The organism is uncultured Phyllobacterium sp., assembly GCF_902479695.1.
GTDB classification, from domain to species: domain Bacteria; phylum Pseudomonadota; class Alphaproteobacteria; order Rhizobiales; family Rhizobiaceae; genus Phyllobacterium; species Phyllobacterium calauticae.
Map to the genome: position 1 here is coordinate 1 of NZ_CABSQF010000022.1, position 16,188 is coordinate 16,188.

Below are 16,188 nucleotides of genomic sequence, written 5' to 3' on the forward strand. Positions count from 1 at the left end.
GATGATCTACCCGAAGGGCGGCTCCGATTGGATCAATGTTCCTTTGCAAGGCGCATGGTTCCCCGATGCCTTTGTCGGGCGCATGGCCAATCTGCAGCGCTTCGCCAGCGGCGAGGACAAGGAGCTTGTCAGTTCGGTTGAAGATGCCTGGCATACCATGGCGCTGGTCGAGGCCGCCTATCAATCAAGTGCATCGCCAGCGACACCGCTGGCGCGAAAGCCGGAGGCTTGAATGTCTGAACAGGCCATCTATTTCGAGGATTATGCCATCGGCCATGTGCGCACCACGACGGGCCGCACGATCACCGAAACCGATTTCGTCGTGCATGCGGGCCATACCGGGGATTTCTTCCCGCATCATATGGATGCCGAATTCGCCAGGACCACGCCGTTCGGCCAGCGGGTTGCGCATGGCACGATGATCTTTTCCATCGGCGTCGGCCTCACCGCCAGCCTGATCAATCCGGTGGCGTTCTCCTATGGTTATGACCGTCTGCGGTTCGTACGTCCCGTTTTTATCGGCGATACGATCCGCACGCGTGTGACCATCAGCGCCAAGGACGATGATCCGAAACGGCCCGGCAGCGGACGTGTGGTGGAGCGCTGCGAAGTTCTCAATCAACGTGATGAAGTCGTGCTTGCGGCGGACCATATCTTGATCGCCGAGCGCAGAACAACTTGATATGACGGGCACCTCAATGTGCCAAATGGAGGTTTGAAATGACGGGTAAGCTTGCAGGCAAGCGGGTTTTGATCACAGCGGCAGGGCAGGGCATCGGCCGGGCCTCAGTGCTGGCTTTTGCGCGCGAAGGTGCAATCGTCCATGCAACTGACATCAACCAGCAATTGCTCGACGCGCTGCCGAAAGAGGCGGGGATCAAACCGCGCAAGCTGGATGTATTGAAAACCGAAGAGGTCAATCAGGTTGCAGGCGAGATCGGTCCGATTGATGTCCTTTTCAATTGTGCCGGGTTCGTCCATGGCGGTTCCATCCTCGAAATGCCCGATGCGGACCTGGATTTCGCCCTCGATCTCAATGTCCGGGCGATGATCCGCACGATCCGCGCCGTGCTGCCCGGCATGATCGAGCGCGGGGATGGCGCGATCATCAACATGTCGTCGGTGGCCAGCAGCGTGAAGGGCGTACCGAACCGTTTCGCCTATGGCGTTACCAAGGCGGCGGTGCTCGGCCTGACCAAGTCGGTGGCCGCCGAATACATCACGCAGGGCATCCGCTGCAACGCGATCTGCCCCGGCACGGTGGAAAGCCCGTCGCTGGAACAGCGCATGCGCGCAGGCGGTGACTACGAAGCCGCGCGCGCGGTTTTCATTGCGCGCCAGCCGATGGGCCGTCTCGGCCTGCCGGAGGAAATTGCCGACCTTGCCGTTTATCTCGCCGGTGCGACCTATACGACGGGGCAGGCCTACAACATCGATGGCGGCTGGACCGTCTAGGAGACTTTGCCAATCCACCCTGATGGGCATCTGATGCGATTTTCTGCGCTTCCGGTGCTCATGGACGAAAATGTCCACTGCGCTCCGGTTCTCGAAAACCGCACCAGTTCCCTCATCAGGATGAATTGTCAGAAGCCTCCTCCCATGGAATCGGAAGGAACAGACGATGAAATTTCTACGTTATGGCGAACCGGGGCAGGAAAAGCCCGGCGTGCTGGATGCCAAGGGGCAAATCCGCGATCTCTCCGGTAAGGTGAACGATCTTGCCGGGGCCGTGCTCGACCCGGAGGCGCTGGCAAAATTGTCGGCGCTGGATATAGAAAACCTGCCTGTCGTTGAGGGCAATCCGCGCCTTGGCCCCTGCGTTGCCGGAACCGGAAAATTCATCTGCATCGGCCTCAACTATGCCGACCACGCAGCGGAATCCGGCATGGCCGTGCCGCCGGAGCCGGTGATTTTCATGAAGGCGACGTCCGCCATATCAGGCCCGAATGACGATCTGGTCATTCCGCGCGGTTCGGAAAAGACCGACTGGGAAGTCGAGCTTGGCATCGTCATCGGCCGCACGGCAAAATATGTCGGCGAAGCCGAGGCGCTGGATTATGTCGCCGGATACTGCACCGTGCACGATGTCAGCGAGCGCGCCTTCCAGACGGAGCGTGCAGGGCAATGGACCAAGGGCAAATCCTGCGACACGTTCGGTCCGACCGGCCCGTGGCTGGTGACCAAGGACGAGGTGGCCGACCCGCAGAACCTCGGCATGTGGCTGAAGGTCAATGGCGAGACCATGCAGAACGGCTCGACCCGGACCATGGTCTACGGCGTTGCCTTCCTCGTCTCCTATCTCAGCCAGTTCATGTCGCTGCATCCCGGCGACGTCATCTCGACCGGGACGCCGCCCGGCGTCGGCATGGGCATGAAGCCGCCGCGCTACCTCAAGGCAGGTGACGTGATCGAGCTCGGCATTGACGGACTTGGCACCCAGAAACAGGTGGCACGCGCCGACGTCTAACGCGTGCTGACCCGCAACATTATTCAAGAGGCATATTGTGACCCGCATTACCGATCTTCGCGTCTTCGACGTCCGCTTTCCCACCTCGCAGAGCCTGGATGGATCGGACGCCATGAACCCGGACCCGGATTATTCCGCCGCCTACGTCATCCTCGATACGGACAACAAGGCTTTGTCCGGCCATGGCCTGACCTTCACCATCGGTCGCGGCAATGAAATCTGCTGCCTGGCGATAGAAGCGATGAAGCATCTCGTCGTCGGGCTGGAACTCGACTGGGTGAAGGAAAACCCCGGCCGTTTCTGGCACTTCATCACCGGCGACAGCCAGTTGCGCTGGATCGGGCCCGACAAGGGAGCGATGCATCTGGCGACGGGTGCGGTGGTCAATGCGGTCTGGGACCTCCTGGCCAAGGAGGCGGGCAAGCCGGTCTGGCAGCTGGTCGGCGAGATGACGCCGGAAGAAATCGTCGACATTGTCGACTTCCGCTACCTGACCGACGTGCTGACGCGCGAGGACGCGCTCGCCATCCTGCGCAAGGCGGAGAACGGCAAGAAGGAGCGGATCGCGACGCTGCAGGCGGAAGGTTATCCCTGCTACACCACATCGGCGGGCTGGCTCGGCTATTCCGATGAAAAGCTGCGCCGCCTCTGCCAGGAGGCGGTCGACGCCGGTTTCAACCACATCAAGATGAAGGTCGGCCGCGATCTTGAAGACGATATCCGCCGCCTGACCATTGCCCGCGAGGTGATCGGGCCGGACCGTATCCTGATGATCGATGCCAACCAGGTCTGGGAAGTGGGCGAGGCCATCGACTGGGTCAACAAGCTTGCCTTCGTCAAGCCGTTCTTCATCGAGGAGCCGACCAGCCCGGATGACGTGGCTGGCCACCGCAAGATTCGGCAGGCAATCAAGCCGGTGAAGGTCGCGACCGGCGAGATGTGCCAGAACCGTATCATGTTCAAGCAGTTCATCGCCGAAGGCGCCATCGATGTGGTGCAGATCGATTCGTGCCGGATGGGCGGCCTCAATGAAGTGCTGGCCGTGCTGCTGATCGCGGCGAAATACGGCCTGCCGGTCTGGCCGCATGCGGGCGGTGTCGGCCTGTGCGAATATGTGCAGCATCTGTCGATGATCGACTATATCGCCGTGTCGGGCACGAAGGAGGGCCGGGTGATCGAATATGTCGACCACCTGCATGAGCATTTTGTCGATCCCTGCCAGATCCGGGATGCCGCCTATATGCCGCCGTCGCTGCCGGGTTTCTCGATTGAAATGAAACAGGCGTCGATCGAGGAATATCTCCACCGGCCATAGAAAAGGGGCGGGGCTTCATCAGTCTGACAAAGAGCTGTCCTATGGCGATTGCATCGTCTTCTTTCGTCACGGGGTTCCCATGCTCGACCTGATCAAGCCTTCGCTTGCCCGCTTTGCCGCCAGCCTGCACCCGGAACCGCCGGTGCATCTCGGCCGGCGCTACAACAGCGCGGGCGTCTTTCAGCCGGAACCCGGCAATACGGTGGTCTGCCATCTGGTGAAGGGGTCCGAGTCGGAAGCCTCGGTCATTGCCGTGCGCGACCGGATGCTGGCGATGCCCGATGCAGGGCAGCTGGCCTTTACCCCCGTCTCCAGCCTGCACATGACGCTGTTTCAGGGCATTATCGAATATCGCCGCCGCCCGTTCTATTGGCCGGATGATGTTCCGCTGGAGACAAGCATCAACGACATGACGCGGCTTTATGTGGATCGCCTGCGGGATTTCGAGGGATGCGGGCCGTTCAACGTCGAGGTGATCGATGTCACGCCCGCAGGCCTGACAGTGGCGGGTGCGAGCGAATATGACGAGCGCATCATGCGCGCCTGGCGCGACGAACTGGCCGTGCCGTTCGGTTACCGGCATCCTGATCACGACACCTATGTCTTCCACATCACGCTGGCCTATCCGATCGCGCGGTTCCCGGATGAAAGGCTCAGGGCCTGGCAGGAACTTCTGGATGATTGCCTAGCATTCATCCGGCGTGAATCGCCGGTGATTGCGTTGAATCCGCCCGCATTCTGCAGTTTTGTCGATATGAATCATTTCGAGGAACTGGTGGTTCTGGATTGAACCAGAGGCCGTTTGATCGCCAATCTGCGACATAGTGTACACGCGCCCGGCGTGTCGTCTTACGTAAATGCGATGTCGTTTCCGCACCTATTCTTTTTGGGTGCCGGATGCTTTTATCGGGGCACTTGAGGTGCCGCTTTTCTAGGGAAGCGGAGAATTGGGAAGCCGGTCGGAAACCCGGCGCTGCCCCCGCAACGGTAGTGGAGTGAAACACGGCATAACAGCCACTGGGTCACAACCCCGGGAAGGCGTCGTGACAGCCGATACGGCAACTCCAGAGCCCGGAAACCAGCCTCGGTACTGAAAACCGACTGATCGCGGTGGGCGATCAAGGAGCATGATTCTGTGCGGGCATCAGCCGGTGGCTGGCCGTGCAGGCGTTCTTCCTCCGTCACCACCAGTCAGTCCTTTCGCAACATCGAGGCGAGGACACGACATGGATATACGCAACGAACTGCTCCGGAACCTGAGAAACCGGAAACCCGGCTACGGCCTTGAACAGTCTTTCTATTCCGATCCGGATTATTTCCGGCTCGATATGGAGAACATCTTTTATCGCGACTGGCTGTTCATCGGCCATGATTGCGAAGTCGCCAAGCCCGGCAACTTCTTCACGGTGCAGGTCGGCGACTATCCCGTGGTCATCGTGCGCGACCGCCAGGGCCAGATCCGGGCCTTTCACAATTCCTGCCGCCATCGCGGCTCGCGCGTCTGCTCGGCCGAGCGCGGCACGTCGGCCAAGCTCGTCTGCCCCTATCACCAGTGGACCTACGAGCTTGACGGGCGCCTGCTGTTCGCCCGCCAGATGGGCGATGATTTCGACGCCAGCCAGCACAGCCTGAAGCCGGTGCAGTGCGAAAGCGTCGGCGGTTACATCTTCATCTGCCTGGCGCAGAATCCTGTCGATTTCAGCGCGACGCGTGCACTGATCGAGCCCTATCTCGCGCCGCACCACCTCACCGAAACCAAGGTCGCCTATCAGAGCACCATCGTTGAAAAGGGCAACTGGAAGCTGGTCTGGGAAAACAACCGCGAGTGCTATCACTGCGTGGCCAATCATCCCGAGCTGTGCAAGACCTTTCCGGAAGCGCCGAGCGTGAGCGGTGTCCAGGGCGCCGCTGACGATCCGGAAATTGCTGCCCACTGGCAGCGTTGCGAAGCGGCAGGCCTGCCCAGCATTTTCCGCATGTCCGATGACGGCCAGTACCGCGCCACCCGTGTGCCGCTGCTGCGCGATGCGGAAAGCTATACGATGAGCGGGCGCCGCGCCGTCGGCCGGCAGCTCAGCGACAGTGTCAACGAGAAGCAGATCGGCTCGCTGCTGCTGTTCCATTACCCGACCACCTGGAACCATATCCTCGGCGACCATGCCATTTCCTTCCGCGTGCTGCCGCTCGGCCCGGATGAAACGCAGGTCACCACCAAATGGCTGGTGCACAAGGATGCGGTTGAGGGCGTGGATTACACCATCGAGGAACTGACGCATGTCTGGCTCGAGACCAATGACCAGGACCGCCGGATCGTCGAGGAAAACGCCTTCGGCATCCGCTCGCCCGCCTACGAGCCCGGCCCCTATTCGCCCGAGCATGAAGGCGGCGTGCTGCAATTCCTCGAATGGTATTGCAGGTTCATGGAAGAGCGTCTCTCCGGCGGCGATACGCGGCTCAGCAAGGTAGCATAGGTACACAATGAACATGGGCGTTCCTCAGTCTTACCCGCACCTCGACCAGATGCAGCCATGGAATGACCGGCTGCATCTGCTGGAGTGTTTGTCGATCATCGAGGAAGCGCCGAATGTGAAGACCTTCACATTCCGTTCCGACAACCAGAACTGGTTCCGCTATGAGCCGGGCCAGTTCATGACCTTCGAGCTGCCGGTGCAGCCCGAAGCCGTCCTGCGCACCTATACGCTCTCCTCCAGCCCGTCACGGCCCTTCACCATCGCGGTGACGGTCAAGGCGCAGGAGAACAGCATCGGCACCCGCTGGATGCTGGATCACCTGACCCCCGGCATGCGGCTGAAGGCCTTCGGTCCGCTCGGCGATTTCTCCATGCGCAGGCATCCGGGGGAAAAGTACCTGTTCATCTCGGCCGGGTCCGGCATCACGCCGATGATGTCGATGACCCGCTGGATGCATGATTGCGCCCCGCAGAGCGATATCAGCTTCGTCACCTGCGCCCGCCGGCCCAGCGACATCATTTTCCGCCGGGAACTGGAATATCTGACAAACTGCATGCCCAACCTGAAACTGTCGTTCCTGATCAAGGAACACGAGATGGGGCAGGTGTGGACCGGTATCCGCGGGCGGCTGGAAGCGCCCAAGCTGCCGCTGCTGTCGCCCGATTTCAAGGACAGGACGATCTTCTGCTGCGGTCCGGAAGGTTTCATGCGCGATGTGCGCGGTATGCTCGAAGCCAGCGGTTTCGACATGGCGCACTATCATCAGGAAAGCTTCGGTCCGGCCGCCGAGCCCGTCCTGCCCGCCTTCGATGTGATGTCCACCGTCGCCGTGGAAGCGTCGGCGACGATCACCTTTTCCATGTCGGGCATGGATGTGCCCTGCATGCCGGGCGATACGATCCTCAAGGCGGCGCGCGGCGCCGGTATCCGCATTGCGGCGGCCTGCGAATCCGGCCTGTGCGGCACGTGCAAGGTGATGAAACTCTCGGGCAAGTCCGAGATGGATCACAATGGCGGTATTCTCGACGAGGAAATCGACGAGGGATTTGTCCTTGCCTGCTGCACCAAGCCACTCGGCAATGTGGAGATCGAAGCCTGAGCGCCGCCTTTTGAGCTATTCTCCGTTCTCAAGTGCAGGCAATAACTGGCGGTGAAGGCTCGCATTGCGATTGTGCGTGGTTCGACAAGCTCACCATGAGGGAGAGGGTTGGGCTGCAATGCTTAATCACAAGGATTGCAGCATATGACTCCCTGAAGTCCTCACTCTCCCTCATGGTGAGCTTGTCGAACCACGCACCACGCACCGTAAATAATGCCTGTGCTTAGAACACCACGGTCTTGTGCCCATTGAGCATGACGCGGGATTCGAGGTGCTTCTTGACGGCACGGGCGAGCACCCGGCTCTCGATATCGCGGCCGGTGGCGACAAAGTCCTCGGCGCTCATGGCATGGCTGACCCGCTCGGTCTCCTGCTCGATGATCGGGCCCTCGTCGAGGTCGGGCGTGACATAATGCGCCGTCGCGCCGATCAGTTTCACCCCGCGCTCGAACGCCTGGTGATAGGGCTTTGCCCCCTTGAAGCTCGGCAGGAACGAATGGTGGATGTTGATCACCTTGCCGAACAGCCGCTTCGACAGAGTGTCGGAGAGCACCTGCATGTAGCGGGCGAGGATGACGAGGTCGGCGCCGGTGTCCTTGACGATCTTCAGCAGCGCCTCCTCCTGCGCCGTCTTGTTGTCTTTCGACACAGGCAGCACATGGTAGGGGATGCCCTCATGCTCGGCAAAGCGGCGGCTGTCCTCGTGGTTGGAGACGATGGCGGCCACTTCCGCATCGAGCCAGCCGACCTTGATCTGGTAGAACAGGTGCAAGAGCGCATGGTCGAACTTCGACACCATGATGACGATCTTCGGCTTCTTGGCCTGGTCGATCAGCGTGGTCTTCATGCCGAAGCGCTCGATGGCGGGTTTCAGCGCCCGCTCGACATCGTCCTTGGAGGTGCTTTCTGAGGCGGCAAAGGCGATGCGCATGAAGAAGCGGTTGGTCTGGCGGTCCCAGAACTGGTTGCTCTCGGCGATATTGGCATCCAGCGCCGCCAGCTCCGTCGTCACCGATGCCACGATCCCAGGCTTGTCTTCGCACGACAGGGTGAGGACATAGTTCTTGTTTGGCATGGGAAACTCCAGGGATACGGGCGACAATGGACGGCGATCATAGTGAGGGCGGAAGAAACGCGTCGACACAAATGCGAAGCGCTCAGTCCTTTTTCCGGCATTCGGGTGCCCCGTCAAATGATCTTTCGTCACCGGGCGATGAGATTCCCTTCAACCGGCGGGCTTGGTTCCGTACCAGCGCGGGGTATAGACCCACTGGCCGCCATCCACCCGGTCAAAGCTTTGGGTGAGGGACGATCCCACGAGAATGACCGTGCGCATGTCGACCTGCTCGGGTGTGAGGTCCGCCAGGGTGATGACGCGCAGGGTTTCCGCCGGACGGCCGATATCGCGGCCCAGAACGATGGGTGTCTCCGGTGCACGGTGCTGGCGCAGGATTTCGATGGCCCGCGGCAATTGCCATGGCCGTGGCTTGGAGATCGGATTGTAGAAGGCCATGGCGAAATCCGCTTCGGCCGCCAGCGCGATGCGCTTTTCGATGATGTCCCACGGTTTCAGATTGTCGGACAGCGACAGGATGCAGAAATCATGGCCGAGGGGTGCGCCGCTGCGGCTGGCGGCCGCCATTGCGGCGGAAACGCCGGGGAGAATCTGCAGGTCGACCCCGTGCCAGGCCGGATTGTCGGATTCGTGCAAGGCTTCGACCACGGCGGCTGCCATGGCGAACACACCGGGATCGCCGGATGAAATCATCACCACCGAACGGCCGGAGGCGGCCAATTCGAACGCGTGGCGGGCACGCTGCATTTCCTCACGGTTATCCGTCATGTGAATGATCTGATCGGGGCGGAAAGACCCAGCCATGCGCACATAGGTCTCGTAACCGAGAACATCCTCAGCACGCTGCAGTTCCTGCCTGACGGCCGGGATCATGAAGTCCGGATCGCCCGGCCCAAGCCCGATGACCGCAAGGCGGCCGCGCCGATGTCCGGCGCGTGTCACGTCATCGGGCGTGGCCGCAACGGCGATGGCAAGCCCGTCGTTGCCGCTCTGGCGCACCGGTTCTTTGATGAAGGCCGATAGGATATCTCCGGCACTGCTTCCGTTCACCGGAAGCAGCCGCAGAGGCAGGCCAAGCTCAGCCGCAAGATGGTGGAGCGGGGCGCTTGCACTGCGTTCTTCGCTGGCGGCAAGGCAGACGATGGAAGCAAGCGCGATATTCTCTGCAGCAAGGGCAGCCAGCACCTCTTCAGCGCTGAAATCACCGGCAATGCCGACAACCGCCACCTTGGGATGAAAGACCAGCTCATTCTTCTGCGGGGCAATATCCGACGGCGTGACGCGGATATGCATCGTGCCGTTATCGTCGACCGGCAGGCGCGCCTCTTCCAGCCATGGCGCCGGACCATCGATCCGCACGGTCTGGCCGGCGAGAAGATCGGCGATGAAGCGCTTGCCGTCCTCGGGGTTCTGCAGATGGAATTCCGCCGGCGGATTGAGCAGGCAGGTGCCGAAGCGCAATTCGCCCGATGTGGTGATCGCGGGCGACACGCCAAGAATTTTTGACAGCTGCCGCGCCAGCACATTGACGCCGGTGGTTCCGCCGAGCAGCGGCACCACGGCGCTGCCGTCATCGGCAATGGCGAGTACCGGCGGTTCGCCGCCTTTGTTTTCCAGCAACAATGCCAGCGCGCGGATGGTGATGCCGGCGGAACACAGGGCGGCAATAGCATTGCCGTTGCGGTAATGCGTGCGCAGCGTTTCGCCGAAATTGGTGTAGGTGTGGTCCGCACCCTGCACGCGGCCTTCCAGCCCGTGAATGACCGCTTGGGGATAACCGGCCTTGATCCGCAGCGCTGTTTCCATGCCCTGCGCGCTCAAAACCATCAGGACCAGCGGGGCTGTCATTCGCCGCCACCCTGCCATTTCTCGCCCGGCACCAGGATGAGCGAGAAATAGGGTGAAGACTCCGGATCGACATCGCGCAACGGCACGATGCGCTGCGCATCCATGGTGGCGCGCTCGACGTAAAGCGCACGATCCATCAGCCCGAGGTCGGCGATGACATCGCGCACCTTCGCCAGGTTCTTGCCGAGCTTCATGATGGCGGCCGCTTCCGTCGCGGCGAGGCGGTTTTTCAGCTCATGGGCCGGAAGCACGCCGGAGAGCACCGTCAATGTCTGGTTGCGGTAGACCAGCGGCGCACCGAGCACGGCCGCGCCACCCAGAATGGAGCAGACGCCCGGCACGACTTCCGTCTCATACTGTCCGGCCAGCCGGTCGTGGATATACATGAAGGAGCCGTAGAAGAACGGGTCGCCCTCGGCAATGACGGCGACATCCTTGCCCGCATCCAGATGCGTTTTGAGACGTTCGGTGATCTCGCCGTAGAAATCGCTGACGATGGCTTCATAATTCATGTGCGCGGGCAGCTTTTCCGTGGTGACCGGATAGATCAGCGGCACAAGCAACTGGTTGTCGTTGAGATAGGTCTCGACGATGGTCAGCGCATTGCCCTTCTTGCCCTTGGCCGCGTGGTAGGCGACGACGGGCGCCGCCTGCAGCAGCCGCAGGGCCTTGAGGGTAATGAGTTCGGGATCGCCGGGACCAACGCCCAGTCCGAAAAGCCGTCCAGGCTGCGGCATTATTCTTTCTCCGAAGCGAGTGCATTGAGTGCGGCCGCGGCCATGGCGCTGCCGCCCCGCCGTCCGTGCACGACGACGAAGGGAACGCCGCGGCTGTTTTCGGCCAGCGCCGCCTTCGATTCCATCGCGCCGACGAAGCCGACGGGAAAGCCGAGGATAAGCGCCGGTTTCGGCGCGCCTTCATCGAGCATTTCGAGGAGGCGGAACAGGGCGGTCGGTGCATTGCCGAAGGCCACCACGGCTCCGGCGAGATGCGGGCGCCACAGTTCAAGCGCTGCCGCCGAACGGGTATTGCCCATGTCGCGGGCGAGAGCGGCGACGGACGGGTCCGAGAGCGTGCAGATGACGTCATTGCTGGCGGGCAGGCGCGCGCGCGTCACCCCTTCGAGCACCATGCGGGCATCGCACAGGATGGGTGCGCCCCCGGCCAGGGCGGCCACACCCGCTGCACCTGCGCCTTCGGAAAAGGCGAGGTCCCCGATCACATCGACCATGCCGCAGGCATGGGCGACGCGCACGGCCAGCTTTTCCAGATCGGCGGGAATGCGGCTGAGATCGGCCTCGGAGCGGATAATGGCGAAGGAGCGATCATAGATCGCCTGACCGTCGCGGATATAGTCAAGCATGCGGTGGCCCCCCAGAGCCGGAAGTGAGCGGCCTTTGGGTCGATGGCCGGGAATTCAACGGAAGGTTGCCGATCCAGTCGGCAGCTTCCTCGATAGTAACATGTGCAGCCAATAGCTTGCCAAATCGCGACGGTCCATTGGTCGCACGCAGAAATATGTTGTAGTACCCCGGTTCGGTTGCAACCAGCGTGACCGGTTTTGCCGAAGGCGAGGCGCAGGATTTGCTGCAGCCGGTCAGGTGAACCGCCCTATCAGGAGCCGTGTTGCGCAGCAATGCGCCGAGCTTGAGGCCATCGGCCTGCGTTGCGCCAAGCGCCGATCCGCAACCGGCGGAGCCTGAACAACTGATCATGGTTGCAAGCGGATTATCCGGCCGGGCGGCGAAACCAAGGGCCTCGAATTCCCGCACTGTTTGCGATGCCATGGCTTCGGGCACTTCAGGCAACATTATACTCTGCCACGGCGTTATCAGCAGCTTTCCATTGCTGTTTTTTTCCGCCAGTGCCGCCACGGCGTCCAGCCTGTCGGGATCAAGGCGCCCGAGCGGCGGCATGGCACCGACAAGGCGGTGGTCGCTGCCGCATTCCGGCAACAGGCCGAGATGTCCATGCGGGCGGGGCAAGGATCGGCGCCATTGATCGGCCTGTTCATTGCGTATTGAAAAATTCAGACGCTTTTCCAGCTGGGCGGCGAATGCGTCGCGCCCGATGGCTGCGATCATGTGGCGAAGCCGCGAGGCCGCCGGATTGGCGGCATTCCAGTCGATGAACGCACCGAGAATCGCCGTGACCAGCTGCATGGCCTGCGACGTGCCGACACTGCCGAGGGCGGGGGCGTCGTCTGCCGTTGCAGGCGGTATGCCGGCAACGCCCAGGGCAAACCGGGGGCTCCCTGCGTCGATGGCGCTCAGCCAGATGTCATGGGGATGCTCCACCATGGCAACGCTTTCGCCGCCGTCGACGAGAATGGAAAATTTCGGCGACAGGCGCTGGTAGGAGGCATCGGTCTGCAGGATTTCGAGCAGCTGCAAGGCGAGCGGCCGCACGTCGAATCTGCCCGGCACGACACCGGCGATCGGGCTGACCATGACATTGCGCACATCGTCGCCCCGGTCGGTCAATGGCCCGAGCCCGGCGGCCAGCAGTGCTGCGATCAGCGGATTTTCCGTATCGGGCCGCACGCCGCGAATCTGCAGGTTGGCCCGGTTGGTGATCTCGATGACGCCATTGCCGAACTGCCGGGCTGCATCGGCAATGCGGTGCGCCTGTTCGGCGCTCAGCGTGCCGAATGTCAGTTTCACCCGGCATATCGCGCCATCAAGCGCCTTGGCCATGCGGAACAATCCGGGGCAGGCGGACCGCCGGTCTTCAATTCTGTTCGGGACTGCGTCCATGGTGCTTAACTGGCTCATCGGATCAGGGTTTTACAGGATGGCCGGTGCGGAGGAAAGAAATATGATCCGCAATTGCAACGGGCATGCTGTTTGAGCTTCGTTGACCCTTCCGGCGCTTTCGGGCATGCATAGCCTCTGCAATCAACGGGACATGACATGACGCCTTGGCTGACGATTATCGGGATTGGTGAAGACGGCTATGGCGGACTGGGTGCCAATGCCCGCGCCGCACTGGACCATGCCACCACGGTTTTCGGCGGCAGGCGGCACCTCGAATTCCTGCCGGAAACACTTGCGGCAAAGCGGATCGCATGGCCGACGCCCTTTTCCGATGTCTATCCCACCCTGACGGCGTTGCGCGGCACCCAAGTGGTGGTGCTTGCCAGCGGCGATCCCATGCATTTCGGCATGGGGGCAACTTTGACACGTTTCTTCGATCGGGCCGAGATGCGGATTCTGCCGGCACCCGCATCCTTCTCGCTCGCAGCGGCTGCAATGGGCTGGCCGGTGCAGCATGTGCATCTGCTCAGCGTGCACGGCCGTCCGGTTGAGACATTGTTCAAGTCGTTCACGCCGGGAGTCAGGCTGCTCATCTTGAGCAATGATGGCGATACGCCCGCGAAGGTCGCGCGGATGCTGGTGGACAGCGGATTCGGTTCGGCCAGGCTTACGGTTCTGGAACATATGGGCGGTGAGGCGGAACACCGGGTCGACGGCGTGGCCAGGGATTGGACGCATCCGCGCGGGGCCGATCTCAATGTTCTCGCGGTGGATTGCGGATCGGCCGAACCGGAGGCGCGCTCCTATTCCATCCTTTCGGGCCTGCCTGACGAGGCCTATGAGAATGACGGCCAGTTGACCAAGCGGGATGTCCGCGCTGTCACCCTGGCGCGGCTCGGGCCGCGTCCGGGAGAGCTGCTGTGGGACGTCGGGGCCGGATGCGGCTCCATCGGCATCGAATGGATGCGGAGCGATCCCTCCTGCCGGACAATCGCCGTGGAAGCCAATGGCGGGCGGCAAGGCGTCATCGAGCGCAATGCCCGCGCGCTGGGTGTTCCGGATCTGCAGCTCGTCCGCGGGGAAGCCCCGGCAGCACTCTCTGGTCTGGCCAGCCCGGACGCCATTTTCATCGGCGGCGGCGTTACCGACGACGGCGTGATGGAGGCCTGCTGGAACGCGCTGAAGCCGGGCGGGCGGCTTGTGGCCAATGCGGTGACCCTGCAGAGCGAGGCGGCACTGATCGGCTGGCGCGGCAGGTTCGGCGGCGAGCTGACGAAACTTGCCGTTGCGCAGGCGCAGCCGCTCGGTTCCTTTGATGCGTGGCGCTCCGCCTTGCCCGTGGTGATCTATTCGGTCCGCAAACCCGCGGATTGACAGCCGGACCGGCGCCGCGACAGGATTGCGACAGGATTATGCAGTCTAAGGGGGGCGGGTGATTGCTATTGCGCGCGAATTCATATTCAACCGGTACATAAGTTCCGATCTCTCGGTCGTGACCGCCGTTTTGATTTCCGGCCCCGATAGCAATCTGGGAGACTCTAGCAGGAATTAAATATGGCAACTTACAAGTACTTCACCTGGCCGTTTCTGTTCACGGCGGTTGGACTGGCGCTCGGCGCGTGGATAGGGTTCGTCTATTCGGGAACGGTCGAAGGCACATTATCAGTCCTCTTCATCTGTGCGGTGCTGGGCATTCTTGAAATTTCGCTGTCCTTCGACAATGCGATTGTGAACGCCAGGATTCTCCGGGACATGACGCCGGTCTGGCAGCGACGGTTTCTGACATGGGGCATCATCATCGCCGTGTTCGGCATGCGGATCATCTTCCCGCTGGCAATTGTTGCAATCGCCGCGTGGATCGATCCGATTTCGGCGCTGAAACTGGCCATTTCAAATCCGGAGCAATATGCGCGGATCATGCAGGACGCCCATGTCGGCATTTCCGCCTTTGGCGGTACGTTTCTCCTGATGGTCGGCCTCAAGTTCTTCTTCGATCATGAGAAAGACGTGCACTGGATCCGCGTCGTTGAAAGCCGCGCGTCCCGCTTTGCCTCGGTCCAGGGCATCGAGGTCGGCGTGGTTCTGGCATTGATCATCTTCTTTTCCAGGCAGCTCGACGGTGCGGAGTCGGTGACGTTCCTGACATCGGCCATTTACGGCCTGCTGACCTTCCTCGTGGTGGAGGGGCTTGGCGCGCTTCTCGATGCCTCGCAGGAACAGATGGACACGGTCCACAAGGGCGGGCTTGGCGCGTTCCTGTATCTGGAAGTGCTCGATGCGAGTTTTTCGTTCGACGGTGTCATCGGTGCGTTCGCGCTGTCGACCAATCTGTTTGTCATTGCGATCGGTCTGGGCATCGGTGCGTTCTACGTGCGCGCGCTGACCATCATGATGGTGGAGAAGGAGACGCTCGGCCAGTACCGCTATCTCGAGCACGGGGCATTCTACGCGATCCTTGTGCTTGCGGTGATCATGTATTGCCAGACCTTGTTTCATATTCCCGAAGTGATCACCGGTTTGATCGGCGCGGCACTCATCATCTTCTCGCTCTGGTCATCGATCCGCTACCGGCGCCGGCATCCGGATCAGGCGGAACACGCCTGATCCGCTTCCATGTCCCGACAAAAAGCCATCCGGGTTCCGGATGGCTTTTTTGCAGGTGAAATGAAGGGTTTTAGAGCCTGGCAACCAGGGCTGCGAGCTGGTCGGTGCACAGACCCCAACCTGCATGAAAGCCCATTTTTTCGTGGGCTTCCCGGTCGGCCACCGTCCAGTGCCGGACGAGCGCGGTGTATTTCGTCTTGCCGCTGCCGGCATCTTCCAGCGTGATGATGCCGGTCATGAACGGTTTCTCCGACGGCTTCCAGTCGCTGGTATAGGCATCGGTGAAGACGAGCCGTTCGTTTTCGACGACTTCGAGATAGACGCCTTGATTGGGAAACTCGGTGCCATCGGGTCCACGCATGACGATGACGCTGGTGCCCCCGGCGCGCACATCAAGCTCGGCGTGCGGTGTGGTGTAGGGCAGTGGCGCGAACCACTGCTTGAGAAGGTCAACCTCGGTCCAGGCCCGGAATATGTTTGCTCGGGGCGCATCGATGATGCGGGTAATGACGAGGTCGCGGTCGGTGATTTCGCTGGTGGATGTCATGATGGT

At 61.5% G+C, this 16,188-nt stretch carries 15 protein-coding genes, 1 pseudogene and 1 riboswitch; of the genes and pseudogenes, 10 read left to right on the forward strand and 6 right to left on the reverse strand.

Annotated features, from left to right (window positions below):
• The 8 genes and pseudogenes from RDL77_RS14435 to RDL77_RS14470 form a co-directional block, all read left to right on the forward strand.
• A pseudogene (locus RDL77_RS14435) lies at positions 1-232 on the forward strand (gfo/Idh/MocA family oxidoreductase); the annotation flags it as partial.
• Complete coding sequence (locus tag RDL77_RS14440) at positions 233-682, forward strand: MaoC/PaaZ C-terminal domain-containing protein (protein WP_288193472.1); 450 nt, start codon at positions 233-235, stop codon at positions 680-682.
• A 38-nt stretch (positions 683-720) separates the two neighbouring features.
• Positions 721-1,455 (forward strand): SDR family oxidoreductase, encoded by a 735-nt coding sequence (locus RDL77_RS14445; RefSeq protein ID WP_288193473.1) that lies wholly within the window; start codon positions 721-723, stop codon positions 1,453-1,455.
• A gap of 166 nt (positions 1,456-1,621) precedes the next feature.
• Entirely contained in the window at positions 1,622-2,467 is an 846-nt protein-coding gene (locus tag RDL77_RS14450; RefSeq protein WP_223612479.1) for a fumarylacetoacetate hydrolase family protein, read from the forward strand.
• A gap of 37 nt (positions 2,468-2,504) precedes the next feature.
• A complete protein-coding gene (locus tag RDL77_RS14455) occupies positions 2,505-3,782 on the forward strand; it encodes an L-fuconate dehydratase (RefSeq protein WP_288193475.1) in 1,278 nt (425 codons plus the stop codon).
• Between the two features lie 79 nt (positions 3,783-3,861).
• The gene (locus RDL77_RS14460; protein WP_288193476.1) at positions 3,862-4,572 is read left to right on the forward strand and encodes a DUF1868 domain-containing protein; all 711 of its coding nucleotides are present in this window, start codon (positions 3,862-3,864) and stop codon (positions 4,570-4,572) included.
• Positions 4,573-4,683: 111 nt separating this feature from the next.
• Positions 4,684-4,884: riboswitch (cobalamin riboswitch) on the forward strand.
• Positions 4,885-5,008: 124 nt separating this feature from the next.
• A complete protein-coding gene (locus RDL77_RS14465) occupies positions 5,009-6,253 on the forward strand; it encodes an aromatic ring-hydroxylating dioxygenase subunit alpha (protein ID WP_288193477.1) in 1,245 nt (414 codons plus the stop codon).
• Positions 6,254-6,260: 7 nt separating this feature from the next.
• Complete coding sequence (locus RDL77_RS14470) at positions 6,261-7,352, forward strand: hybrid-cluster NAD(P)-dependent oxidoreductase (RefSeq protein WP_288193479.1); 1,092 nt, start codon at positions 6,261-6,263, stop codon at positions 7,350-7,352.
• Positions 7,353-7,575: 223 nt separating this feature from the next.
• Here RDL77_RS14470 and purU read toward each other — a convergent pair whose 3' ends face one another.
• The 5 genes from purU to cobG all read right to left on the reverse strand — a co-directional run bounded on the left by purU (position 7,576) and on the right by cobG (position 13,049).
• Positions 7,576-8,427 carry a formyltetrahydrofolate deformylase gene (gene purU, locus RDL77_RS14475; protein ID WP_288193480.1) on the reverse strand — a complete coding sequence of 284 codons (852 nt, stop codon included), beginning with the start codon at positions 8,425-8,427 and terminating at the stop codon, positions 7,576-7,578.
• A 150-nt stretch (positions 8,428-8,577) separates the two neighbouring features.
• On the reverse strand, positions 8,578-10,275 hold the full coding sequence (gene cobJ, locus RDL77_RS14480) for a precorrin-3B C(17)-methyltransferase (RefSeq protein ID WP_288193482.1): 1,698 nt from the start codon (positions 10,273-10,275) through the stop codon (positions 8,578-8,580).
• Positions 10,272-11,012: a precorrin-2 C(20)-methyltransferase gene (locus RDL77_RS14485; RefSeq protein ID WP_223613632.1), complete on the reverse strand. Its 741-nt coding sequence runs from the start codon at positions 11,010-11,012 to the stop codon at positions 10,272-10,274. The genes cobJ and RDL77_RS14485 overlap by 4 nt, the downstream gene beginning before the upstream one ends.
• On the reverse strand, positions 11,012-11,638 hold the full coding sequence (locus RDL77_RS14490; protein WP_223613631.1) for a precorrin-8X methylmutase: 627 nt from the start codon (positions 11,636-11,638) through the stop codon (positions 11,012-11,014). The genes RDL77_RS14485 and RDL77_RS14490 overlap by 1 nt, the downstream gene beginning before the upstream one ends.
• Complete coding sequence (gene cobG, locus RDL77_RS14495) at positions 11,631-13,049, reverse strand: precorrin-3B synthase (protein WP_308526406.1); 1,419 nt, start codon at positions 13,047-13,049, stop codon at positions 11,631-11,633. The genes RDL77_RS14490 and cobG overlap by 8 nt, the downstream gene beginning before the upstream one ends.
• 138 nt (positions 13,050-13,187) lie before the next feature.
• Here cobG and cbiE point away from each other — a divergent pair, with 138 nt between their 5' ends.
• Positions 13,188-14,405 (forward strand): precorrin-6y C5,15-methyltransferase (decarboxylating) subunit CbiE, encoded by a 1,218-nt coding sequence (gene cbiE, locus RDL77_RS14500; RefSeq protein WP_288193487.1) that lies wholly within the window; start codon positions 13,188-13,190, stop codon positions 14,403-14,405.
• A 180-nt stretch (positions 14,406-14,585) separates the two neighbouring features.
• Positions 14,586-15,635 (forward strand): DUF475 domain-containing protein, encoded by a 1,050-nt coding sequence (locus RDL77_RS14505; protein WP_223613628.1) that lies wholly within the window; start codon positions 14,586-14,588, stop codon positions 15,633-15,635.
• 70 nt (positions 15,636-15,705) lie between these two features.
• Here the strand turns inward: RDL77_RS14505 and RDL77_RS14510 are convergent, their stop codons facing one another.
• On the reverse strand, positions 15,706-16,182 hold the full coding sequence (locus tag RDL77_RS14510) for an SRPBCC family protein (protein WP_288193488.1): 477 nt from the start codon (positions 16,180-16,182) through the stop codon (positions 15,706-15,708).
• Positions 16,183-16,188 lie beyond the last annotated feature (6 nt).

Excerpts from the sequence above, each read along its gene's own strand:
- RDL77_RS14440 (WP_288193472.1), top strand. The coding sequence starts at position 233 with ATGTCTGAACAGGCCATCTATTTCGAGGATTATGCCATCGGCCATGTG.
- RDL77_RS14445 (WP_288193473.1), top strand. The coding sequence starts at position 721 with ATGACGGGTAAGCTTGCAGGCAAGCGGGTTTTGATCACAGCGGCAGGG.
- RDL77_RS14450 (WP_223612479.1), top strand. The coding sequence starts at position 1,622 with ATGAAATTTCTACGTTATGGCGAACCGGGGCAGGAAAAGCCCGGCGTG.
- RDL77_RS14460 (WP_288193476.1), top strand. The coding sequence starts at position 3,862 with ATGCTCGACCTGATCAAGCCTTCGCTTGCCCGCTTTGCCGCCAGCCTG.
- RDL77_RS14465 (WP_288193477.1), top strand. The coding sequence starts at position 5,009 with ATGGATATACGCAACGAACTGCTCCGGAACCTGAGAAACCGGAAACCC.
- RDL77_RS14470 (WP_288193479.1), top strand. The coding sequence starts at position 6,261 with ATGAACATGGGCGTTCCTCAGTCTTACCCGCACCTCGACCAGATGCAG.
- purU (WP_288193480.1), bottom strand. The coding sequence starts at position 8,427 with ATGCCAAACAAGAACTATGTCCTCACCCTGTCGTGCGAAGACAAGCCT.
- cobJ (WP_288193482.1), bottom strand. The coding sequence starts at position 10,275 with ATGACAGCCCCGCTGGTCCTGATGGTTTTGAGCGCGCAGGGCATGGAA.
- RDL77_RS14485 (WP_223613632.1), bottom strand. The coding sequence starts at position 11,012 with ATGCCGCAGCCTGGACGGCTTTTCGGACTGGGCGTTGGTCCCGGCGAT.
- RDL77_RS14490 (WP_223613631.1), bottom strand. The coding sequence starts at position 11,638 with ATGCTTGACTATATCCGCGACGGTCAGGCGATCTATGATCGCTCCTTC.
- cobG (WP_308526406.1), bottom strand. The coding sequence starts at position 13,049 with ATGAGCCAGTTAAGCACCATGGACGCAGTCCCGAACAGAATTGAAGAC.
- cbiE (WP_288193487.1), top strand. The coding sequence starts at position 13,188 with ATGACGCCTTGGCTGACGATTATCGGGATTGGTGAAGACGGCTATGGC.
- RDL77_RS14505 (WP_223613628.1), top strand. The coding sequence starts at position 14,586 with ATGGCAACTTACAAGTACTTCACCTGGCCGTTTCTGTTCACGGCGGTT.
- RDL77_RS14510 (WP_288193488.1), bottom strand. The coding sequence starts at position 16,182 with ATGACATCCACCAGCGAAATCACCGACCGCGACCTCGTCATTACCCGC.